The 22,022-nt window shown below is 68.4% G+C and carries 16 protein-coding genes; 12 read left to right on the top strand and 4 right to left on the bottom strand.

All coding sequences use genetic code 11. The features are described from left to right. Positions 1-59: 59 nt before the first annotated feature. Positions 60-707, bottom strand: a complete 648-nt coding sequence (gene msrA / locus I0D00_RS10030) for a peptide-methionine (S)-S-oxide reductase MsrA (RefSeq protein WP_213639577.1) — start codon at positions 705-707, stop codon at positions 60-62. Between the two features lie 68 nt (positions 708-775). Beyond that, complete coding sequence (locus tag I0D00_RS10025; RefSeq protein WP_213639576.1) at positions 776-2,941, bottom strand: putative bifunctional diguanylate cyclase/phosphodiesterase; 2,166 nt, start codon at positions 2,939-2,941, stop codon at positions 776-778. Positions 2,942-3,017: 76 nt separating this feature from the next. On the opposite strand from I0D00_RS10025, the gene I0D00_RS10020 reads away from it, so the two are divergent. After that, positions 3,018-3,548, top strand: coding sequence for a hypothetical protein (locus I0D00_RS10020; RefSeq protein WP_213639575.1), 531 nt, complete (start codon positions 3,018-3,020; stop codon positions 3,546-3,548). 80 nt (positions 3,549-3,628) lie between these two features. On the opposite strand, the gene aceF is transcribed toward I0D00_RS10020, so the two are convergent. After that, positions 3,629-5,272, bottom strand: coding sequence for a dihydrolipoyllysine-residue acetyltransferase (aceF, locus tag I0D00_RS10015; protein WP_213639574.1), 1,644 nt, complete (start codon positions 5,270-5,272; stop codon positions 3,629-3,631). An 11-nt stretch (positions 5,273-5,283) separates the two neighbouring features. Then, entirely contained in the window at positions 5,284-7,929 is a 2,646-nt protein-coding gene (gene aceE / locus I0D00_RS10010; protein WP_213639573.1) for a pyruvate dehydrogenase (acetyl-transferring), homodimeric type, read from the bottom strand. 270 nt (positions 7,930-8,199) lie between these two features. On the opposite strand from aceE, the gene glnE reads away from it, so the two are divergent. From glnE to I0D00_RS09955, 11 genes are all read left to right on the top strand, one after another. Next, positions 8,200-11,145 (top strand): bifunctional [glutamate--ammonia ligase]-adenylyl-L-tyrosine phosphorylase/[glutamate--ammonia-ligase] adenylyltransferase, encoded by a 2,946-nt coding sequence (glnE, locus tag I0D00_RS10005; RefSeq protein ID WP_213639572.1) that lies wholly within the window; start codon positions 8,200-8,202, stop codon positions 11,143-11,145. Between the two features lie 72 nt (positions 11,146-11,217). After that, on the top strand, positions 11,218-12,141 hold the full coding sequence (locus I0D00_RS10000; protein WP_213639571.1) for a branched-chain amino acid transaminase: 924 nt from the start codon (positions 11,218-11,220) through the stop codon (positions 12,139-12,141). Between the two features lie 108 nt (positions 12,142-12,249). After that, entirely contained in the window at positions 12,250-13,284 is a 1,035-nt protein-coding gene (gene waaF, locus I0D00_RS09995) for a lipopolysaccharide heptosyltransferase II (protein ID WP_213639570.1), read from the top strand. Next, complete coding sequence (gene waaC, locus I0D00_RS09990; RefSeq protein WP_213639569.1) at positions 13,284-14,285, top strand: lipopolysaccharide heptosyltransferase I; 1,002 nt, start codon at positions 13,284-13,286, stop codon at positions 14,283-14,285. The genes waaF and waaC overlap by 1 nt, the downstream gene beginning before the upstream one ends. Continuing rightward, positions 14,285-15,406: a glycosyltransferase family 4 protein gene (locus tag I0D00_RS09985; RefSeq protein ID WP_213639568.1), complete on the top strand. Its 1,122-nt coding sequence runs from the start codon at positions 14,285-14,287 to the stop codon at positions 15,404-15,406. Before waaC ends, I0D00_RS09985 begins: the two co-directional genes overlap by 1 nt. Beyond that, positions 15,403-16,209, top strand: coding sequence for a lipopolysaccharide core heptose(I) kinase RfaP (gene rfaP / locus I0D00_RS09980; RefSeq protein WP_213639567.1), 807 nt, complete (start codon positions 15,403-15,405; stop codon positions 16,207-16,209). Before I0D00_RS09985 ends, rfaP begins: the two co-directional genes overlap by 4 nt. Beyond that, positions 16,209-16,943: a lipopolysaccharide kinase InaA family protein gene (locus I0D00_RS09975; RefSeq protein ID WP_213639566.1), complete on the top strand. Its 735-nt coding sequence runs from the start codon at positions 16,209-16,211 to the stop codon at positions 16,941-16,943. The genes rfaP and I0D00_RS09975 overlap by 1 nt, the downstream gene beginning before the upstream one ends. Next, positions 16,940-17,686, top strand: a complete 747-nt coding sequence (locus tag I0D00_RS09970) for a lipopolysaccharide kinase InaA family protein (protein ID WP_213639565.1) — start codon at positions 16,940-16,942, stop codon at positions 17,684-17,686. Before I0D00_RS09975 ends, I0D00_RS09970 begins: the two co-directional genes overlap by 4 nt. Next, positions 17,683-19,152 (top strand): lipopolysaccharide kinase InaA family protein, encoded by a 1,470-nt coding sequence (locus I0D00_RS09965; protein ID WP_213639564.1) that lies wholly within the window; start codon positions 17,683-17,685, stop codon positions 19,150-19,152. The genes I0D00_RS09970 and I0D00_RS09965 overlap by 4 nt, the downstream gene beginning before the upstream one ends. An 11-nt stretch (positions 19,153-19,163) precedes the next feature. After that, positions 19,164-20,918 carry a carbamoyltransferase family protein gene (locus I0D00_RS09960; protein ID WP_213639563.1) on the top strand — a complete coding sequence of 585 codons (1,755 nt, stop codon included), beginning with the start codon at positions 19,164-19,166 and terminating at the stop codon, positions 20,916-20,918. Next, positions 20,905-22,020 carry a glycosyltransferase gene (locus I0D00_RS09955; RefSeq protein WP_213639562.1) on the top strand — a complete coding sequence of 372 codons (1,116 nt, stop codon included), beginning with the start codon at positions 20,905-20,907 and terminating at the stop codon, positions 22,018-22,020. The genes I0D00_RS09960 and I0D00_RS09955 overlap by 14 nt, the downstream gene beginning before the upstream one ends. The last annotated feature ends 2 nt before the right edge of the window (positions 22,021-22,022 follow it).

Here is a 22,022-nt window from a genome sequence, read left to right as displayed (position 1 = left end):
GGGGCCAGAGTATATCCCGTTGTCCCGCGCCGATTCCGTCGCCCTGTCGTCGTGCGCCCTCAGGCCGGCAGGCACACCCCGGTGCCGCCGAGGCCGCAATAGCCGCCGGGATTCTTCGCCAGGTACTGCTGGTGGTAGGCCTCGGCGTAGTAGAAGGGCGGCGCTTCGGCGATCTCGGTGGTGATGGCGCCGAGGCCGGCCTTGTCCAGCTCGCCCTGGAACGCCGCCTGGCTGGCCCGGGCCGCGGCCAGTTGCGCGGCTCCGTAGCAGTAGATCACCGAGCGGTACTGGCTGCCGACGTCGTTGCCCTGGCGCATGCCCTGGGTCGGGTTGTGCGCCTCCCAGAACACCTTCAGCAGCGCCGCGTAGCTGGTCAGTTGCGGGTCGAACACCACCAGCACCACCTCGCTATGGCCGGTCAGGCCCGAGCAGGTTTCCTCGTAGGTGGGGTTGGGGGTATGGCCGCCGGCATAGCCGACCGCGGTGGTCCAGACGCCGGGCTGCTGCCAGAAGCGCCGCTCGGCCCCCCAGAAGCAGCCGAGGCCGAATACCGCCTGTTGCAGGCCCGCCGGAAAAGGGCCTCGCAACGGATTGCCGTTGACATAGTGGGCGTCCGGCACCGGCAGCGGCGTGGTGCGCCCCGGCAGGGCCTGTGCGGCGCTGGGCAACTCCAGCTTGTGGGCGAGTATGTGCGAACGTAGAACCATGTGCCGTGTCCTCAAGGAAGAGTCTGTGTGCAGATAGACCGCCAGCCGGCCGCGCCGTTACAGGCCGCTCAGGCGGGCGGGCGGGTGGGGTAGCGCTTGAGGCGCTCGACCAGCTCGCGTCCGGCGATCGGCCGGTCGAACAGGTAGCCCTGGCCGATGTCGCACTGCTGGCGGCGCAGGAAGCCCAGCTGGGCGGCGGTCTCGATGCCCTCGGCGACCACCTTGAGTTTCAGGTTGTGGGCCATGGCGACCACCGCCGAGGTGATTTCCATGTCGTCCTGGTTCTCCGGGATGTCCTTGATGAAGCTGCGATCGATCTTGATCACGTCGATGGGGAACTTCTTCAGGTAGCTCAGCGAGGAGTAACCGGTGCCGAAGTCGTCCATCGCCAGGGTCAGGCCCAGGCTCTTGAGGCGGTTGAGCTGGTCGCGGGTGTCCTCGGAGGCCTCCAGCAGCAGGCCCTCGGTCAGCTCCAGCTCGAGCAGCGCCGGGGGCAGCTGCTCCTCCTCCAGGATCGCGGCGATCGAGCCGACCAGGTCCGGGTCGGAGAACTGCTTGGGCGACAGGTTGATCGCCACCTGCAGGGCGCCGATGCCCAGCGTGCTCAGCTGCTTGCTCATGCGGCAGGCCTGGCGTGCCACCCACTTGCCGATGGGGATGATCAGGCCGGTCTCCTCGGCCACGGCGATGAACTGGTCCGGGCGGATCATGCCCTTCTCCGGGTGCTGCCAGCGTAGCAGCGCCTCCAGGCCGAGCAGCTGGCCGCTCTTGAGGCACAGCTTGGGTTGGTAATAGACCTCCAGCTCGTTCTGGGTCAGGGCGCGGCGCAGGTTGCTCTCGACGAACAGCTTGTAGTCGGCCTCGGCATTCAGCGCCTCGGTGAACAGCTGCAGCTGGTGCTTGCCGTTGGCCTTGGCCTTGTGCAGGGCCAGGCCGGCATGCTTCATCAGGGTCTGCGGGTCACGGCCGTGCTGCGGCGCGCAGGCCAGGCCCACCGAGGCGGTGACGCTGATCAGCTGGTTGTCGACGAACAGGGGCTTGTCCAGGGTCTGCAGTACCTGCAGGGCGATGCGCTGGCCCTCCTCGACGCCCAGGCCCTCCAGCAGGATGGCGAACTCGTTGCTGGCGAAGCGCGCCAGCACGCTGGTCGGCGCGAGGCTGTTGCGCAGGCGGCGGGCGAGGCTGCTCAGCAACTTGTCGCCGGTCTGGTGGCCGAGGCTGTCGTTGATCCGCTTGAAGTTGTCGATGTCCACCAGCAGCAGGCTCAGGGGCTTGCCCTCGGCCAGGGCGAAACGCTCTTCCAGGGCGCGAATGAAGGCGTAGCGGTTGCCCAGGCCGGTGAGGTTGTCGCTGAAGGCCAGGCGCTCGATGCGCTGCTGCGCCTGCTTGTTGGCGGTGATGTCCTCGTAGATGCCGATGTAGTGGGTCAGGCGGCCGTCCTCGCCATGCACCTTGGAGAGCGACAGCTGGCTCCAGTAGGGCTCGAAGTTCTTGCGCCGGCTCTTGAACTCGCCCTGCCAGTTGTTCTGCTCGGCCAGCCCGGAGTGGGCGTCGAACAGCAGCTCGCCGAGGTTTTCCAGGGCCGGCAACTCGGACAGGCGGCGGCCCTGGACTTCCTCGGCGCTGTACTGGGTGATGGCGGTGAAGCTCGGGTTGACATACTCCACCAGGCCGTCGCGGTCGAGCAGGATAAAGGCGCTGGCGCTCTGCTCGACCGCGCGCTGGAACAAATGCAGGGCGCCGACGGCGTGGCGTGGCCGCGGTTCGGATAGCCGGCCGGCCGGCGGCTGCTCGAGCGGCGCCAGGCCGTCGAGCGTCGGCAGCAGGTGCGGCGCCGCCTCGTCTTCGGCGACCAGCAGGTAGCCGCGCAGCAGCTGGCGCTGGCGTTGCTTGAACGGCTCGCCCAACTCGGTCAGCCGCAGCGGGCCGCGGGGGGTGTGCAGGGTGTAGTGCACCAGGTAGCGTGAATGTCGCGCCAGTTGCTGCTGGATGGCGTCGTGCTGGCGATGGCGCGCCTCGGGTTCCATCAGGCTGGCATAGGGGGCGTCGATCAGGGCGCAGAGTTCGCTGGCGGCAATGCCCAGGCGCTGCTCGCAGTCCGGGTCGAGAAACAGCAGCGTCCAGCTCGCCTCGTTGAGTCGCTCGAAACGCAGCAGGCCCAGGCGCGCAGGCACTGGCAACTGCATCACAGCCTCGGCCGCTAGCAGGCTCGCGGCATCGGTATGGCTTTTCATTGGGCGGCTGGCTTCCAGTATGCTGACCGAGTCGGGGTTTCGGCCCACTTCACTATCGCGTCGGTAAGGGTGCATCATGCAATTACGACTGACAAGAAATCTAATCGCCGGGCTGCTCCTGGCCGGCGGTCTGCTGGCCGGGCCGCTGTCCGCCGCCGAGCCCGCTGCCGTGCTCAGTGGCGCCGAGCAGGAACGTTATCTGAGCGAGCTCAAGCGCCTTTACCTGACCCAGGATGAGCGTCAGGCCCTGCTCGCCCACAGCAACGGCCTGCTCGAGACCTATGCGCTGAGCGCCGCCTACCAGGTCGGCCAGGCACAGCGCCAGGATCTGCGCTACCAGCTGCGCCTGGGGGCACCCGGCGAGCTGTTGCTGCGCGAGGAGACCCGTGGCGCCCAGGGCAGCGATCTCGCCGTGCGCAACCAGCGCCTCGCGCTGTTCGGCGTCGATCCCTTCATCCGCTACGACTGCCCACCGGCGGGCATCAGCTGCGTGCTGTTCAGCCCGGCGGACGGCAGTCCGCTGCTGAGCATCGTGCGCGATCACCGGGGCGCTGCAGAGCTGGCCAAGGCCCTGAGCTTCCTGATCCGCAACCTGCAGAAGGGCTAGGGCGACGAGGCAAAAAAAACCCCGCCTGGAGGCGGGGTCGAGGGTACGAGCGTGGCGTGCTCGAAAGGTGTAGCCGGGGCTTACAGCAGCAGGGTGCGGATGTCTCCCAGCACTTCGCCCAGGCGCTTGGTGAAGCGTGCCGCGGCGGCGCCGTTGATCACCCGGTGGTCGTAGGACAGCGACAGCGGCAGCATCAGCTTGGGCTGGAAGGCCTTGCCGTCCCAGACCGGCTGGATGGTCGCCTTGCTGACGCCGAGGATCGCCACTTCCGGCGCATTGACGATCGGCGTGAAGCCGGTGCCGCCGATGTGGCCGAGGCTGGAGATGGTGAAGCAGGCCCCCTGCATGTCGTCCGCCGAAAGCTTCTTGGTGCGCGCCTTCTCCGCCAGCGCGGCGGCCTCGGCGGCCAGCTGCAGCAGGCTCTTCTGGTCGACGTTCTTGATCACCGGTACCAGCAGGCCGTCCGGGGTGTCCACGGCGAAGCCGATGTGCACGTATTTCTTGCGGATCACCGCCTTGCCGCTGGGGGCCAGCGAACTGTTGAAGTCCGGCAGTTCCTTGAGCAGGTGGGCGCAGGCCTTGAGCAGCAGGGGCAGCACGGTCAGCTTGACCCCGGCCTTCTCGGCCACCGCCTTCTGCGCCACGCGGAAGGCTTCCAGCTCGGTGATGTCGGCCGAATCGAACTGGGTCACGTGGGGCACGTTGAGCCAGCTGCGGTGCAGGTTGGCGGCGCCGACCTGCATCAGGCGGCTCATCGCCACCTCTTCCACTTCGCCGAACTTGCTGAAGTCCACGGCTGGGATCGGCGGGATGCCGGCGCCGCCGGTGGCGCCGGCCGGCGCTTCCTTGGCCTTCTGCAGCATCGCCTTGACGTAGGCCTGCACGTCCTCCTTGAGGATCCGGCCCTTGGGGCCGCTGCCGTTGAGGGCGCCGAGTTCGACACCCATCTCGCGGGCCAGCTGGCGCACGGCCGGGCCGGCATGCACCCTGGCACCGTCACGCTTGGGCACGGCGCCGGCATTGGCGGCGGCCGCCGCCAGCTTGGCGATGGCGCTGACCTCGGCGGCCACCTCCGGCGAGGCGCCGGGTGGCGTGCTGTGCACCGCCGGGGCAGCGGCCGGAGCCGGAGCGGCGGCAGGCGCAGCGGCGCCGGCGACCTTGAGCTTGAGGATCAGGTCGCCGGTGCCGACCTCGGCGTCCAACTGGACCACCACGCTTTCCACCACGCCGGCGGCCGGCGAGGGGATCTCCATGCTGGCCTTGTCGGACTCCAGGGTGATCAGCGACTGGTCGGCCTCGACGGTGTCACCGGCCTTGACCAGGACTTCGATGACCTTGACCTTGCCGTCCGTGCCGATATCCGGGACAAGCACGTCCTGCACGCTGCTGGCGGTTGCAGCGACCGGCGCCGCTTTGGCAGCGGGCGCGGCTTTGGCTTCCTCGGCGGCGGCCGGCTGTGCAGCAGGCGCTGCCGGGGCGGCGGCTGCGCCGCCTTCGACTTCCAGCTCGAGCAGTTCGTCGCCTTCTTTCAGGCGGTCGCCCAGCTTGACCTTGAGGCTCTTGATGACCCCGGCCTTGGGCGCCGGGATCTCCATGCTGGCCTTGTCCGACTCCAGGGTCAGCAGGCTCTGGTCGGCCTCGATACGGTCGCCGACCTTGACCATCAGCTCGATGACTTCGCCTTCGCCACTGCCGATATCGGGTACGCGGATTAGTTCGCTCACGGTGCGTCTCCTTAGCAGTCCAGCGGGTTGCGTTTTTCCGGGTCGATGCCGAACTTGGCGATGGCCTCGGCCACTACCTTGGGTTCGATATCGCCACGGTCGGCGAGGGCTTCCAGGGCGGCCAGGACCACCCAGTTGCGGTCCACTTCGAAGAAGTGACGCAGCTTCTGGCGGCTGTCGCTGCGGCCGAAGCCGTCGGTGCCCAGTACCTTGTATTCCTTGCACGGGACCCACTGGCGGATCTGGTCGGCGAACAGCTTCATGTAGTCGGTGCTGGCGATGACCGGGCCCTGGCGGCCCTTCAGGCACTGCTCGACATAGGTCAGCTGCGGCTTCTGCTCCGGGTGCAGGCGGTTGTGGCGCTCCACGGCCAGGCCTTCGCGACGCAGCTCGTTGAAGCTGGTGACGCTCCACACATCGGCGCCGATGTTGTACTCGTCGCGGAGGATCTTCGCCGCGGCGCGCACTTCGCGCAGGATGGTGCCGCTGCCCAGCAGCTGCACGTGGTGGGCGGCCTCCTTCTTGTCCTCTTCGAGCAGGTACATGCCCTTGATGATGCCGTCCTCGACGCCTTCGGGCATGGCCGGCTGCTGGTAGGCCTCGTTCATCACGGTGATGTAGTAGAAGACGTTTTCCTGCTCCTCCATCATCCGCCGGGTGCCTTCGCGAATGATCACCGCCAGCTCGTAGCCGTAGGTCGGATCGTAGGTGCGGCAGTTGGGGATGGTCGCGGCCATCAGGTGGCTGTGGCCGTCCTCGTGCTGCAGGCCTTCGCCGTTCAGCGTGGTGCGCCCGGCGGTGCCGCCGATCAGGAAGCCGCGGGTGCGGCTGTCGCCGGCGGCCCAGGCCAGGTCACCGATGCGCTGGAAGCCGAACATCGAGTAGAAGATGTAGAACGGCAGCATCGGCTGGTTGTGGCAGCTGTAGCTGGTGCCCGCGGCGATGAACGAGCTCATGGCGCCGGCTTCGTTGATGCCTTCCTCGAGGATTTGGCCCTTCTTGTCCTCGCGGTAGAACATCACCTGGTCCTTGTCGACCGGCTCGTACAGCTGGCCCACCGAGGAGTAGATGCCGAGCTGGCGGAACATGCCCTCCATGCCGAAGGTGCGCGCCTCGTCCGGGATGATCGGCACGATGCGCTGGCCCAGCTCCTTGTCCTTGACCAGCTGCGCGAGGATGCGCACGAAGGCCATGGTGGTGGAGATTTCGCGGTCGCCGGAGCCGTCGAGGATGGCCTTGAGGGTGTCCAGCGGCGGGGTCGGCACGGCGAAGCTGTTGGCGCGGCGCTGCGGCACGAAACCACCCAGGGCCTCGCGCTTCTTGCGCAGGTACTTGCCTTCGGCGCTGTCGGGCTCAGGCTTGAAGAACGGCAGGTTCTCCAGTTCGTCGTCCTTCACCGGGATGTCGAAGCGGTCGCGGAATTTCTTCAGGCTGTCGACGTCGACCTTCTTGGTGTTGTGGGCGATGTTCTTCGCCTCGCCGGCACCGGTGCCGTAACCCTTGATGGTCTTGGCCAGGACCACGGTCGGCTGACCCTGGTGGTTGACCGCGTCGTGATAGGCCGCATAGACCTTGTAGGGGTCGTGGCCGCCACGGTTGAGCTTCCAGATTTCCTCGTCGGAGAGGTCCTTGACCATCTCCTTGAGTTCCGGGCTGTTGAAGAAGTGCTCGCGGACGAAGGCGCCGTCTTTGGCCTTGTAGTTCTGGTAGTCGCCGTCGACCACCTCGTCCATCCGGCGCTGCAGGATGCCGTCGGTGTCCTTGGCCAGCAGCGGGTCCCAGAAACGGCCCCAGACCACCTTGTTGACGTTCCACTGAGCGCCGCGGAACACGCCCTCGAGTTCCTGGATGATCTTGCCGTTGCCGCGCACCGGGCCGTCCAGGCGCTGCAGGTTGCAGTTGATGACGAAGATCAGGTTGTCCAGCTTCTCGCGACCGGCCAGGGAAATGGCGCCGAGGGATTCCGGCTCGTCGCACTCGCCGTCGCCGAGGAAGCACCAGACCTTCTGCTTGCCCGCCGGGATGAAGCCGCGGTGCTCCAGGTACTTCATGAAGCGTGCCTGGTAGATCGCCTGGATCGGGCCCAGGCCCATGGACACGGTGGGGAACTGCCAGAAGTCCGGCATCAGCCAGGGGTGCGGATAGGACGACAGGCCCTGGCCGTCCACTTCCTGGCGGAAGTTGTTGAGCTGGTCTTCGCTGATGCGGCCTTCCATGAAGGCGCGGGCGTAGATGCCGGGCGAGGCGTGGCCCTGGTAGAAGATCAGGTCGCCGCCGTGTTCCTCGGTCGGGGCCTGGAAGAAGTAGTTGAAGCCGATGTCGTACAGCGTCGCCGAGGAGGCGAAGCTGGAGATGTGGCCGCCCAGGTCCGGGTCCTGCAGGTTGGTGCGCATCACCATGGCCAGGGCGTTCCAGCGCACCAGCGAGCGGATGCGGCGTTCCATGAACAGGTCGCCGGGCATGCGGGCTTCGTGGGTCACCGGGATGGTGTTGCGATAGGGCGTGGTGATGGCGTAGGGCAACTGGGAACCACTGCGGGTGGCCAGCTCGCCCATGCGGGTCATCAGGTAGTGCGCACGGTCTTCACCCTCACGGTCGAGGACGGACTCAAGGGCGTCCAGCCATTCCTGGGTTTCGATCGGATCGAGGTCTTGCATGGCTTGCTCCAGGGCGGAAAGGCTTCCAGAATCGGAAGCCAGGGTTCGTGCCCGGCTTCGTGAGCGGGCTACGTGAGTTCTTGGATTTACCGGGGGTAGGACCGGCCTCGTGTAGTTTTACTACATGCGGGCGGTAATTTCAGCCCTTTGGATACAATTTTTAGTAGCAAAACTACAATTAATTTTGCGGCTGGCCACCTGCCCTGCACCGATGCGCCTGGTTTGCGGGCGTTCCGTGCGCTGCCCGCAGTCCGCCGAAAAGGATAGACCATGAGCTTGCCGGTGCTGGTCTCTTTACCCGTCGCCCTAGACCCCCTTGCCAGCCGCGCGGAGCAGTCCTTGCGGACGCTCCTGGGCGATCTCGACGGCGCCGCCGTCGCCCGCTTCGCGGCCTGGCCGCCGGCGCGCCGCGACGCCTGGCGGCGAGTCGCCGCGGCCAGCGACTTCGTGCTGCAGCAGGCCCTGCGCGATCCGCTCGTGCTGCTGGAGCTGGCCGAGTCGGGCGAGCTGGAGCGCAGCCTCGGCGCCGACGAACTGCGCGCGCAGCTGGCGCTGCAGCTGGCCGAATGCGCCGACGAGGACGAGCTGGGGCGCCGCCTGCGCCGCTTCCGCAATCGCCAGCAGCTGCGCATCATCTGGCGCGACATCGGCCGCCAGGCCGACCTGACGGAAACCTGCCGCGACCTCTCGGCGCTGGCCGATGCCTGCATCGACCTGGCCTATCACTGGCTCTATCCCCGCCACTGCGCGCAGTTCGGCACGCCCATCGGCCGGCGCAGCGGCCAGCCCCAGCACATGGTGATCCTCGGCATGGGCAAGCTGGGGGCCTTCGAGCTGAACCTGTCCTCGGACATCGACCTGATCTTCGGTTATCCGGAGGGAGGCGAGACCGAGGGGGTGAAGCGACCGCTGGACAATCAGGAGTTCTTCATCCGCCTCGGTCAGCGGCTGATCAAGGCGCTGGATGCGATCACCGTCGAGGGCTTCGTCTTCCGCACCGACATGCGCCTGCGCCCCTACGGCTCCTCCGGCGCCCTGGTGTTCAGCTTCAATGCGCTGGAGCAGTACTACCAGGACCAGGGCCGCGACTGGGAACGCTACGCCATGATCAAGGCGCGGGTGGTCGGCGGCGATCCGCAGGCCGGCGAGCAGCTGCTGGAGATGCTGCGGCCCTTCGTCTATCGGCGCTACCTGGACTTCTCCGCCATCGAGGCGCTGCGCAGCATGAAACTGCTGATCCAGCAGGAGGTGCGGCGCAAGGGCATGGCCGACAACATCAAGCTCGGTGCCGGCGGCATCCGCGAGGTGGAGTTCATCGCCCAGGCCTTCCAGCTGATCCATGGCGGGCGCGACCTCAGCCTGCAGCAGCGGCCGCTGTTGAAGGTGCTGGCCACGCTGGCGGGGCAGGGCTACCTGCCGGAGGCGGTGGTCGAGGAACTGCGCGAGGGCTACGAGTTCCTGCGCTACACCGAGCACGCCCTGCAGGCGATCGACGACCGGCAGACGCAGATGCTGCCGGATGACGCGCAGGGCCGGGCGCGGGTGGCCTTTATCCTCGGCTTCGCCAGCTGGGACGCCTTCCATGAGCGCCTGATGCACTGGCGCGGACGGGTCGACTGGCACTTCCGCCAGGTGATCGCCGACCCCGACGAGGACCAGGAGGGTGAGGCCGACGAGGTGATCGGCGGCGAGTGGCTGCCGCTGTGGGAGGACGAGCAGGACGAGGCGGCCGCCTGTCGCCAGCTCGGCGATGCCGGCTTCGCCGATGCCCAGGCGGCGCGCCAGCGCCTGGCCGGCCTGCGCAACGGCAACCAGGTGCGGGCCATGCAGCGTCTCGGTCGCGAACGCCTGGATGCCTTCATTCCGCGATTGCTGGCTCAGGCCGTGGAGCATGATGACCCGGACCTGGTGCTGGAAAGGGTGCTGCCGCTGGTCGAGGCGGTGGCGCGGCGTTCGGCCTACCTGGTGCTGCTGACCGAGAACCCCGGCGCCCTGCAGCGCCTGCTGACCCTGTGCGCCGCCAGTCCCTGGATCGCCGAGCAGATCGCCCGCTTTCCGCTGCTGCTCGACGAGCTGCTCAACGAAGGGCGGCTGTTCAAGCCGCCGCAGGCGCCGGAGCTGGCCGCCGAGCTGCGCGAGCGGCTGCTGCGCATTCCCGAGGAGGACCTGGAGCAGCAGATGGAGGCGCTGCGCCACTTCAAGCTGGCCCATGGCCTGCGCGTGGCGGCCTCGGAGATCGCCGGCACCCTGCCGCTGATGAAGGTCAGCGACTACCTGACCTGGCTGGCCGAGGCCATTCTCGAGCAGGTGCTGGCCCTGGCCTGGCGTCATACCGTGGCCAGGCACGGCACGCCGCGCCGCGCCGACGGCAGCGCCTGCGACCCCGACTTCATCATCGTCGGCTATGGCAAGGTCGGCGGCATCGAACTGGGGCACGGCTCGGACCTGGACCTGGTGTTCATCCACGACGGCGATCCCCAGGCCGAGACCGATGGCGCCAAGCCCATCGACGGCGCGCAGTTCTTCACCCGCCTGGGGCAGCGCATCATCCACCTGCTGACCACCCAGACCAACTCCGGCCAGCTCTACGAGGTGGACATGCGTCTGCGCCCCTCCGGCGCGGCGGGCCTGCTAGTCAGCTCCCTCGGTGCCTTCGCGCGCTATCAGCAGAACGAGGCCTGGACCTGGGAGCATCAGGCGCTGGTGCGCGCCCGCGTGCTGGTCGGTTGTCCGCGTGTGGCCAAGGCCTTCGAGGCCGTGCGCGCCGGGGTGCTGGGGCGCGAGCGCGATCTCGACAAGCTGCGCGCGGAGGTCAGCGAGATGCGCGCGAAGATGCGCGACAACCTCGGCAGCAAGGCCACGGCGGCCGGCACTGCGGCCAATGCCTTCGAGGCCGCGGCGCCCTTCGACCTCAAGCAGGATGCCGGAGGTATCGTCGATATTGAATTTATGGTGCAATACGCGGCCCTGGCCTGGTCGCGGCAGTACCCGGAGTTGCTCGAGTTCACCGACAACATCCGCATTCTGGAAGGGTTGGAGCGGGTCGGCTTGCTGCCCGGCGAAGATGCCTTGCTGCTGCAGGAGGTCTACAAGGCCTATCGTTCGGCGGCCCACCGCCAGGCGCTGCAGAAGCAGCCCGGGGTGGTCAGTGGCGATCAGTTCCATGCCGAACGGCGCAGCGTGCTGCGCATCTGGCAGGCCCTGGGCTTGAGCTGAATTGAGTATCGAACGGCAGGCGTGTCGCCTGCCGTTCGCAGCGTACGAATCGAATTTGAGGAGCAGGCAACTATGTCGATGGCCGATCGTGATGGCGTGATTTGGTATGACGGCAAGCTGGTGCCGTGGCGCGACGCCACCACCCACGTGCTGACCCACACCCTGCACTACGGCATGGGCGTGTTCGAGGGCGTACGCGCCTACAACACCCCCGACGGCACGGCGATCTTCCGCCTGCAGGCGCACACCGACCGCCTGTTCGACTCGGCCCACATCATGGGCATGAAGATCCCCTTCGGCAAAGACGAGATCAACGAGGCGACCCGCGCCGCGGTGCGCGAGAACAACCTGGAAAGCGCCTACATCCGCCCGATGGTGTTCTACGGATCGGAAGCCATGGGCCTGCGCGCCAGCGGCCTGAAGGTCCAGGTGATAGTGGCGGCCTGGAGCTGGGGCGCCTACATGGGCGACGAGGCCCTGCAGGTCGGCATCAAGGTGCGCACCAGTTCCTTCACCCGCCATCACGTCAACATCTCGATGACCCGGGCCAAGGCCAACGGCAACTACATCAACTCCATGCTGGCCCTGCAGGAGGCCGTCTCCGGCGGCGCCGACGAGGCCATGCTGCTGGACCCGGAAGGCTACGTGGCCGAAGGCTCGGGGGAGAACATCTTCCTGGTCAAGGACGGCGTGGTGTACACCCCGGAAGTCACCTCCTGCCTCAACGGCATCACCCGTAGCACCATCCTCACCCTGGCCGCGGAGCGGGGCATCGAGGTGGTCGAGAAGCGCATCACCCGCGACGAGGTGTACATCGCCGACGAGGCCTTCTTCACCGGCACCGCCGCCGAAGTCACGCCGATCCGCGAAGTGGACGGCCGGCAGATCGGCGCCGGCCGCCGCGGCCCGGTGACCGAGAAGCTGCAGGCCGCCTACTTCGATCTGGTGACCGGCAAGACCAGCGCCCACGCCGAGTGGCGCACCCTGGTCAAGTAAGGTCGCGGGGCGGGCGCCGCCCGCCGATGCTGCAGGCGGCTCGAGCCGAGCGCTGGGGCAAGGTATAACCGGGAGGCGCAAGCCTCCCTGGTCGTTTCTGGAATAGGCATGAGAATACTGATCGTTGGGCCCAGTTGGGTCGGTGACATGGTGATGGCGCAGACGCTGTTCCAGTGTCTGCAACAGCGCCATCCCGGCTGCCAGATCGACGTGCTGGCGCCCGAGTGGAGCCGGCCGATCCTCGAGCGCATGCCCGAGGTGCGCCGCGCCCTGAGCTTCCCGCTCGGCCATGGCGTGCTGCAGCTGGCGACCCGCCGGCGCATCGGCAAGTCCCTGGCCGGCCAGTACGATCAGGCGATTCTGCTGCCCAACTCCCTCAAGTCCGCCCTGGTGCCCTTCTTCGCCGGCACGCCTAAGCGCACCGGCTGGAAGGGCGAGATGCGCTACGGCCTGCTCAACGACCTGCGTCGTCTGGACGAGCAGCGCTACCCGCTGATGATCGAGCGTTTCATGGCCCTGGCCTACGAGCCGGACGCCGAACTGCCCCGGCCCTATCCCCGTCCGGCCTTGCGCATCGAGGCGGCCAGCCGCGCCGCGGCCCTGGCCCGCTTCGGCCTGAGCCTGGACCGGCCGGTGCTGGCGCTCTGTCCCGGCGCCGAGTTCGGCGAGGCCAAGCGCTGGCCCAGCGAGCACTATGCGCGGGTCGCCGAGGCGAAGATCCGCGCCGGCTGGCAGGTCTGGCTGTTCGGCTCGAAGAACGATCACCCGGTCGGCGAGGACATCCGCGCCCGCCTGATCCCCGGGCTGCGCGAGGAGGCGGTCAACCTGGCCGGCGATACCAGCCTGGCCGAGGCCATCGATCTCTTGTCCTGCGCCGCCGCGGTGGTGTCCAACGACTCGGGGCTGATGCACGTGGCCGCGGCGCTGAACCGCCCGCTGGTGGCGGTCTATGGTTCGACCTCGCCGCAGTTCACCCCGCCGCTTGCCGAGCAGGTGGAGATCGTCCGCCTGGACCTGGAGTGCAGTCCCTGTTTCGAGCGCACCTGCCGCTACGGCCACTACAACTGCCTGCGCGAGCTGGCCCCGCAGCCGGTGCTCGAGGCCCTCGAGCGCCTGGTCGGCGATCCGGTCGAGGTCGATTGATGCGGGTGCTGCTGATCAAGACGTCCTCCCTGGGCGACGTGGTACACAGCCTGCCGGCGCTGACCGACGCGGCACGGGTGATCCCCGGCATCCAGTTCGACTGGGTGGTGGAGGAGGGCTTCGCCGAGATTCCCGCCTGGCATCCGGCGGTGGCCAAGGTCATCCCGGTGGCGATCCGCCGCTGGCGCAAGAACCCCTGGCAGACCCTGCAATCCGGTGAATGGCGGCGCTGCAAGGCGCGCCTGGGCGAGACCCGCTACGACCTGGTGATAGACGCCCAGGGCCTGCTCAAGAGCGCCTGGCTGACCCGCTACGTCAAGGCGCCGGTGGCCGGCCTGGACCGCTTTTCTGCGCGCGAGCCCATCGCCAGCCGCTTCTACGACCGCCGCTACCGCGTGCCGCGCGAGCAGCACGCGCTGGAGCGGGTACGCCAGCTGTTCGCCCAGGCCCTGGATTATCCGCTGCCGAGCGGCCTCGGCGACTACGGCCTGAACCGGGCCCAGCTGGCCGCGCCGGCGGCGCAGCCCTACCTGTTGTTCCTGCACGGCACCACCTGGCCGAGCAAGCATTGGCCGGAGGCCTACTGGCGCGAGCTGGCCGAGCAGATGAGCGAGCAGGGCTGGGCGATCCGCCTGCCCTGGGGCAACGAGCAGGAGCGGGCGCGGGCCGGGCGTATCGCCGCCGGCCTGGACAATGCCGCGGTGCTGCCGAAGCTGAACCTGGCCGGGGTGGCCAAGGTGATCGCCGGCGCCCAGGCCTGCGTGGCGGTGGACACCGGTCTCGGCCACCTGGCCGCGGCCCTGGACGTGCCGAGTATCTCCCTGTACGGCCCGACCCTGCCGGGGCGGGTCGGCGCCTATGGCCGGGCGCAGATCCACCTGTGCGCCAGCGGCCCCAACGCCGGCCTGGGCGATCGGCACAAGCCCTGCCTCGACACGCTGCACCCCGAGCGGGTGGCCACCGAGTTGCAGGCGCTGCTGCTGGCCGAGGAGATCGTCTGATGCGGCTGGCCTTCATCCTCTACAAGTATTTTCCGTACGGCGGCCTGCAGCGCGACTTCCTGCGCATCGCCCTGGAGTGCCAGCGGCGCGGCCATGCCATCCGCGTCTACACGCCGATCTGGGAGGGCGAGGTGCCCGCCGGCTTCGAGGTGGTGGTGGTGCCGGTCAAGGCGCTGTTCAACCACAGGCGCAACGAGAAACTGACCGCCTGGGTCGCGGCCGACCTGGCCAGGCGCCCGGTCGAGCGGGTGGTCGGCTTCAACAAGATGCCGGGGCTGGACGTCTACTACGCCGCCGACGGCTGCTACGAGGACAAGGCGCAGACCCTGCGCAATCCGCTGTACCGCCGCTGGGGCCGCTACAGGCATTTCGCCGACTACGAGCGGGCGGTATTCGCCCCGGAGTCGAAGACCGAAATCCTGATGATCTCCGAGGTGCAGCAGCCGCTGTTCGTCAAGCACTATGCCACCCCGGCCGCGCGCTTCCACCTGCTGCCGCCGGGCATCGCCCAGGACCGCCGGGCACCGGCCAACGCCGCCGCGATCCGCGCCGAGTTCCGCACCGAGTTCCAGCTGGCCGACGACCAGCTGCTGCTGGTGCAGATCGGTTCGGGGTTCAAGACCAAGGGCCTGGACCGCAGCCTCAAGGCCGTCGCCGCGCTGCCCCGTGAGCTGCGCCGGCGTACCCGCCTGATCGTCATCGGCCAGGACGATCCCAAGCCCTTCCTGTTGCAGGTCAAGGCCCTGGGCATCTCCGAGCAGGTGCAGATCCTCAAGGGGCGCAACGACATCCCGCGCTTCCTGCTCGGCGCCGACCTGCTGATCCACCCGGCCTACAACGAGAACACCGGCACCGTGCTGCTGGAGGCCCTGGTCGCCGGCCTGCCGGTGCTGGTCAGCGATGTCTGCGGCTACGCCCACTACATCGCCGAGGCCGACGCCGGCCGGGTGCTGCCCAGCCCCTTCGAGCAGCAGCGGCTCAATCGCCTGCTGGTCGAGATGCTCGGCGATGACGCGCAGCGCGCCCGCTGGCGGCGCAATGGCCTGGCCTTTGCCGACAGCGCCGACCTCTACTCCATGCCGCAGCGCGCGGCCGACGTGATTCTGGCGGAGCGTCCATGAAGTTGCTGCTCAATGAGCCGTTCAGGTCCCTGTGGGCCGGCAAGGACCCCTTCGCCGAGGTGGAGGCCCTGCAGGGCCAGGTCTACCGCGAGCTGGAAGGCCGGCGCACCCTGCGCACCGAGATCGAGGGGCGTGGCTATTTCGTCAAGATCCACCGTGGCATCGGCTGGGGCGAGATCCTCAAGAACCTGCTCAGCGCCAAGCTGCCGGTGCTCGGCGCCGGCCAGGAGTGGCGGGCGCTCGAGCGCCTGCACCAGGCCGGCGTGCCGACCATGACCGCGGTGGCCTACGGTGAGCGCGGCGGCAATCCGGCAACCCAGCACTCCTTTATCGTCACCGAGGAGCTGGCGCCGACCGTCAGCCTGGAAGACTTCAGCCTGGACTGGACGCGCAACCCGCCGGCCCCGGCGCTCAAGCGCGCACTGCTCGCCGAGGTGGCGAAGATGACCGGCACCATGCACCGCGCCGGGGTCAACCACCGCGACTGCTACATCTGCCACTTCCTGCTGCACACCGACCGGGCGGTGACCGCGGGTGATTTCCGCCTGTCGCTGATCGACCTGCACCGCGCCCAGACCCGTGACGCGGTGCCGCGGCGCTGGCGCAACAAGGACCTGGCCGGGCTGTACTTCTCCGCCCTGGACATCGGCCTGACCCGGCGCGACGAGCTGCGCTTCCTCAGGGGCTACTTCGGCCTGCCGCTGCGCCAGATCCTGCGCGAGGAACAGCGCCTGCTCGCCTGGCTGGCGCGCCGCGCCGACAAGCTATACGCCCGCAAGCAGCGCTACGGGGATGCCCTCTGATGGCCGGCTGGACGCTGTTGCCCGGGTTCGCCGGGCGGGTCGCCGAGTTCGGCAGCCTGGAGGCGGTGTTCGCCCTCGAGGGCGAGCGGATCACCAAGGACCCGCTGTCCGAGGTGATCCGCATCGAGCGCGACGGGGTGCGCTACTACGTCAAACGCTACTGGGGCGCCGGCAAGGGCCTGCGCCGTTATATCGGCCGGCCGCGGGTCAAGGCCGAGTGGCAGAACCTCAAGCACTTCGCCAAGTGGGGCATTCCCACCGCGCCGATCGTCGCCTACGGCCTGGAGCGCAAGCTCGGCGCCTTCGTCCGCGGCGCCCTGGTCACCCGCGAGCTGCCCGACACCCTGGACCTGAGTCATCTGGCCGACAACGACCACCCCTGGCTGCACGACCGCCACTGGGTCGAGCGGATCAGCCGCCAGCTGGCCACCGCCACGCGGCGCCTGCATGACCACCACTTCACCCACAACGACCTGAAGTGGCGCAACCTGCTGGTCAACGACCAGGCCGAGCTGTTCTTCATCGACTGCCCGACCGGGGCCTTCTGGTGGGGACCGCTGCTGCGTTACCGCATCGTCAAGGACCTGGCCTGCCTGGACAAGGTGGCCAAGTACCAGCTGACGCGCAGCCAGCGCCTGCGCTTCTACCTGCAGTACCGCGGGCGTCGCCATCTAGGTCCCGGGGACAAGCGCTGCATCCGCCGCATCGTGGGTTTCTTCGAGGGCCGGGAATGACGGACTTCATCGCCGCCGAGGACCGGGCACGACTCGAGCGCCACGGCCTGGCCGACTTCGACGCCCTGTGGGCCCTGCAGCTGGAGGCGGTGGACGAGCCCAACACCGAGCGCGGTGGTTGGAGCAGCGTCTATCGCCTGGAACTGGACGGCGCCGCCTTCTACCTCAAGCGCCAGAGCAACCACCTGAGCCGCAGCCTGCTGCATCCCCTGGGCGAGCCGACCTTCGCCCGCGAGTTTCGCAACATCCAGCGCTATCGGCGGCTGCAGATTCCCGCCCTGCAGGCCAGCTTCTTCGCCGCGCGGCGGCTGCCGGGCGAGCAGCGCGCCGTGTTGCTGACCCGCGCTCTGGACGGTTGGCAGGACCTGGACCACTGGCTGCAAGGCTGGCCCCGCCTGGCCGAGGCGCAGCGCATGGCCATCCTGCGGGCCTGCGGCGAGTTGGCCCGGCGCCTGCACCGGGCCGGGCAGATGCACGGCTGCTTCTACCCCAAGCATATCTTCCTGCGCGAGGTCCCCGGCGGCTTCGCGGCCCGGCTGATCGACCTGGAGAAGACCCGGCCGTTGCTGCTGGGCGAGCGCGACCGGGTCAAGGACCTGGAGCCGCTGCTGCGCCGTGCCGGGGTCTGGCGCGAGGCCGAGGTGCGCGTGCTGCTGGCCGCCTACCTGGCCTCGGCCGCCGACCTCGAGCGCTGGTGGCGGCGCCTGGGCGCGCGCCGGCGGCACAAGGAGGCGGGCCGATGACCCTGATCGAACTCGGCCGGGCCGGGCGTAGCCTGGAGCTGCCGCTGCACATCGAACTGGCGGATGCCGCCGGCCCGGCGCCGCTGATCCTGCTCAAGCTGCTGCGCGTGCTGCCGGGGCAGCGCTACGTCGGCCTGGCCCAGTGGCGTGGGCGCAAGGTGCTGGCCAAGCTGCTGGTCGGTGCCAAGGCGGCGCGGCATTTCCGTCGCGAGCTGGATGGTGCGCGGCTGCTCGCCGGGCAGGGGCTGACCACGCCGGCGTTGCTGGCCGACGGCCTGCGCGAAGGCGAGGGCGGCTGGCTGCTGTTCGACTACCTGGACGGCGCCGAGAGCCTGGGGGGCGCCTGGCGCGAGGTCGAGCGTGAGCCCCTGCTCAGCGCCGCGCAGCAGGCGGTGCTGGGCGAGGCCCTGGCCGCGGTCGCCCGGCTGCATGCCAAGGGCCTGTGGCAGGCCGACCTGCACCTGGACAACCTGCTGCGCCAGGGCGGCCGGCTGTGGCTGATCGACGGCGGCGGGGTGCAGGCGCAGACGCCGGGGCAGCCCCTGTCGCGGGAGCGGGTGCTGGAGAACCTCGGCGTGCTGTTCGCCCAGCTCCCGGTGGAGCTGGAGCCCTTTATCGAAGAATTGCTGGTGCACTACCTGTTGGTCAACGGCGAGCATGCCTTGCCGCTGGAGGCCCTGCTCGAGCAGGTCGCCAGGGTGCGGCGCTGGCGCCTGCGTGATTACCTGCGCAAGGTCGCCCGCGATTGCAGCCTGTTCAGCGCCGAGGTCGGCGCCTTCGGCCTGCGCGTGGTGCGGCGTGACCAGCAGGACGCGTTGCAGCCGCTGCTGAGCGACCTCGACCGGCGCACCGAGCTGGGCCACGTCTACAAGACCGGCGGCGCGGCCACCGTGGCGCGGGTCGAGTTGGCCGGCCGGCCGCTGGTGGTCAAGCGCTACAACGTCAAGGGCCCTCTGCACTGGCTCAAGCGCTTCTGGCGGCCCAGCCGGGCCTGGCACAGCTGGGTCGAGGGCCAGCGCCTGGAGCTGCTGGGCATCGCCACCCCGCGGCCGCTGGCGGTGCTGGAGCGGCGCTGGTGCTGGCTGCGCGGGCGCGCCTACCTGATTACCGAATACTGCGGCGGCCAGGATATAATCGCGCGTTTTCGGCCCTGCTCGGCCGAAGAAGGCCAGATTTCACCCCCGGAAGCCGAGTTGCTGGCGCTGGATCGCTTGTTCGCCGCCTTGCTGCGCGAGCGCATCAGCCATGGCGACTTCAAGGGCCACAACCTGTTCTGGGACGAGCCGCAGCAAAGCTGGTCGCTGATCGACCTCGATGCCATGCGCCAGCACCGCGGCCAGCGCAGCTTCGCCAAGGCCTATGCCCGCGACCGCGCGCGCTTCCTGCGCAACTGGCCGACCGACTCGGCGCTCCACCAACTGCTCGACAAACGTTTACCGCAGGTGCCCGGCACCTGCCCTGAATAGAGGCAAAACCAGTGGCATTGACCGTTCTCGGCCTTTCCGGCGCCCTCAGCCATGACCCTTCCGCCGCCCTGTATATCGACGGCAAGCTGATCGCGGCCGCCGAAGAAGAGCGCTTCGTGCGCGACAAGCACGCGAAGAACCGCATGCCCTACGAGTCGGCCAAGTTCTGCCTGGAGCAGGCCGGCATCACGCCCGCCGATGTCGACGTGGTGGCCATTCCCTTCGCCCCCATCAGCCTGTTCGGCGAGGCCCGCTGGCACTACGCCAAGCGCTACTGGTACGCCCCGGACCGCGCCCTGGATGCCATCCTGATGGGCAACCGGCGCTACAAGCGCTACCGCAACAAGATCCTCTGGTGCCTGGAGCAGCTGGGCTTCGACGCCAAGAAGGTCAAGCTCGAGCCGGTCGAGCACCACCTGGCCCACGCCTCCAGCGCCTACCATTGCTCGGGTTTCAGCGAGAAGACCGCGATCCTCGGCATCGACGGCAAGGGCGAGTACGCCACCACCTTCTTCGGCTACGGCGAGCACGGCAAGATCCACAAGATCAAGGAGTTCTACGACCCGGACTCGCTCGGCGGCCTGTACGGCGCGATCACCGAGTTCCTCGGCTTCGAGATGCTCGACGGCGAGTTCAAGGTCATGGGCATGGCGCCCTACGGCGACGCCGGCAAGTACGATTTCTCGCGTCTGGCGACCTTCGAGAACGGCCAGCTGGTGATCAACACCGAGTACGCCAACGTCATCGGCCTGCGCCGCTACAAGGAGAAGGGCAAGGGTTTCTACTTCTCCAAGAAGCTGATCGAGTGGCTGGGGCCCAAGCGCGAAGGCGATATCGCCGACGACCCCTATATCCACTATGCGGCCAGCATGCAGGCGCTGTTCGAGAAACTGGCGCTGCAGATGATGGACCACTACCTCGGCGACATCATCAAGCAGACCGGCAAGATCGCCTTCGCCGGCGGCTGTGCGCTGAACGTCAAGCTCAACCAGAAGATCATCGCCCGCCCCGAGGTCAAGGAACTGTTCGTCCAGCCGGCCTCCGGCGACGCCGGCACCGCGGTGGGCGCCGCCGCCTACGTGTCGCACCAGCGCGGCGTGCCGGTGGAGAAGATGGAGCACGTCTACCTCGGCCCGTCCTACTCCAACGAGGACGTCATCGCCGCCTGCGCCCGCCACCCGAGCAAGCCGGTGTTCAAGCAGATCGCCGACATGCCGCAGCGCATCGCCAGGATCATGGTCGACGGCAACCCGGTGGCCTGGTTCCAGGGGCGCATGGAGTTCGGCCCGCGCGCCCTCGGCGGCCGTTCGATCATCGGCTGCCCGAGCATTCCCGGGGTGGCCGACCGCATCAACGAGCAGATCAAGTTCCGCGAGCGCTGGCGCCCCTTCTGCCCGTCGATGCTCGACACAGTCGGCCCGCAGATGCTCAAGGTCGACCACCCGAGCCCATTCATGACCTTCACCTTCGAGGTCGTTGATGAGTGGAAGACCCGCGTCAGCGAAGTGGTGCACGAGGACGGCACCTCCCGCGCCCAGGTGCTCAAGCGCGAGTACAACCCGCGCTACTACGACATGATGCTGGAGCTGGAGAAGCTCACCGGCAACGGCGTGTCGCTGAACACCTCGCTGAACCGCCGCGGCGAGCCGATGATCTGCTCGCCGACCGATGCCTTGAACATGTTCTACGGCTCCGACCTGCAGTACCTGATCATGGAGGACATCCTCGTGGTCAAGGACGGCAAGGACTGGTATGAGCAGGCCTGAGCCGCGCATCCTGCAGTTCTGCCACGGCTACGACGGGCCCTTCCTCGACTGTGCCCGGCAGTATGCCGCGCTGTTCGCCGACACCCCGTACAAGGTCACCACGGTGTACCTGACCGGGGCGCCGAGTGCCGAGGTCGAGGCCGGCTCGGCCTCCGACGAGGTGATCTTCCTGAACTACTCGAGCCGCGAGGTGCGCGGCCTCAAGCTCAAGGCGATCCGCGACATCCGGCGGATCGCCGCCAGCGGCGACTTCAAGCTGTGCATCGCCCACCGCTTCAAGCCGGTCTATGTCGCCCTGCTCGGCACCGGCCTGCCGGTGATCGGCGTGCACCACGCCTTCGGCGACTACCGGCGGCTGTCGCGCAGGCTGTTCGCCGGCCTCTTCAAGCGGCGCCTGGCGCTGCTCGGGGTGTCCAATGCGGTGCGCGACGAGATGCGCGAAAGCCTGCCAAGCTGGCCGGCCGCGCGCATCGAGACCCTCTACAACCGCATCGACATCGGCGCGGTGCAGGCCGAACTGCTCGAGCGCGACGCCGCGCGCCAGGCCCTGGGGCTGCCGCGTGACGCCTGGGTGGTCGGCAACGTCGGCCGCCTGCACCCGGACAAGGATCAGGCCACCCTGATCCGCGGCTTCGCCCAGGCCCTGCCGCAACTGCCGGCCGGCAGCCTGCTGGCGATCATGGGCAGCGGACGCCTGGAAGCGTCCCTCAAGGAGCTGGCGCGGGAGCTGAATGTCGCCGGCTCGGTGCTGTTCCTCGGCCAGGTGCCGGGAGGCCGCCGCTTCTTTCGCGCCTTCGACGTCTTCGCCCTGACCTCCGACCATGAGCCCTTCGGCATGGTGCTGCTGGAGGCGATGGCGGCGGGCGTGCCGGTGATCGGCAGCGACTGCGGCGGCGGGCGGGAAGTGGTAGAAGGCGTCGGCGTGCTGTTTCCCCTGGCCGATACGGCTGCCCTGGCCGCCGCCCTGCGCCACATGGCCGGGCTCGACGACCAGCAGCGCGAGCTGTGCGCCAGGCTCATGCAGCAGCGGGTCGAGACGCGCTTCTCCGATCGGGCCGTGCGTGAAGCCTTCTGGCAGCTCGATGCCATGGCCGTCAGGTGAGC

The organism is Pseudomonas lalucatii (assembly GCF_018398425.1).
Lineage (GTDB): Bacteria > Pseudomonadota > Gammaproteobacteria > Pseudomonadales > Pseudomonadaceae > Aquipseudomonas > Aquipseudomonas lalucatii.
Note: the sequence above shows the minus strand (reverse complement) of the source record. Positions and strands in the feature narration are given on the sequence as shown.

Excerpts from the sequence above, each read along its gene's own strand:
- msrA (WP_213639577.1), bottom strand. The coding sequence starts at position 707 with ATGGTTCTACGTTCGCACATACTCGCCCACAAGCTGGAGTTGCCCAGC.
- I0D00_RS10025 (WP_213639576.1), bottom strand. The coding sequence starts at position 2,941 with ATGAAAAGCCATACCGATGCCGCGAGCCTGCTAGCGGCCGAGGCTGTG.
- I0D00_RS10020 (WP_213639575.1), top strand. The coding sequence starts at position 3,018 with ATGCAATTACGACTGACAAGAAATCTAATCGCCGGGCTGCTCCTGGCC.
- aceE (WP_213639573.1), bottom strand. The coding sequence starts at position 7,929 with ATGCAAGACCTCGATCCGATCGAAACCCAGGAATGGCTGGACGCCCTT.
- glnE (WP_213639572.1), top strand. The coding sequence starts at position 8,200 with ATGAGCTTGCCGGTGCTGGTCTCTTTACCCGTCGCCCTAGACCCCCTT.
- I0D00_RS10000 (WP_213639571.1), top strand. The coding sequence starts at position 11,218 with ATGTCGATGGCCGATCGTGATGGCGTGATTTGGTATGACGGCAAGCTG.
- waaF (WP_213639570.1), top strand. The coding sequence starts at position 12,250 with ATGAGAATACTGATCGTTGGGCCCAGTTGGGTCGGTGACATGGTGATG.
- waaC (WP_213639569.1), top strand. The coding sequence starts at position 13,284 with ATGCGGGTGCTGCTGATCAAGACGTCCTCCCTGGGCGACGTGGTACAC.
- I0D00_RS09985 (WP_213639568.1), top strand. The coding sequence starts at position 14,285 with ATGCGGCTGGCCTTCATCCTCTACAAGTATTTTCCGTACGGCGGCCTG.
- rfaP (WP_213639567.1), top strand. The coding sequence starts at position 15,403 with ATGAAGTTGCTGCTCAATGAGCCGTTCAGGTCCCTGTGGGCCGGCAAG.
- I0D00_RS09975 (WP_213639566.1), top strand. The coding sequence starts at position 16,209 with ATGGCCGGCTGGACGCTGTTGCCCGGGTTCGCCGGGCGGGTCGCCGAG.
- I0D00_RS09970 (WP_213639565.1), top strand. The coding sequence starts at position 16,940 with ATGACGGACTTCATCGCCGCCGAGGACCGGGCACGACTCGAGCGCCAC.
- I0D00_RS09965 (WP_213639564.1), top strand. The coding sequence starts at position 17,683 with ATGACCCTGATCGAACTCGGCCGGGCCGGGCGTAGCCTGGAGCTGCCG.
- I0D00_RS09955 (WP_213639562.1), top strand. The coding sequence starts at position 20,905 with ATGAGCAGGCCTGAGCCGCGCATCCTGCAGTTCTGCCACGGCTACGAC.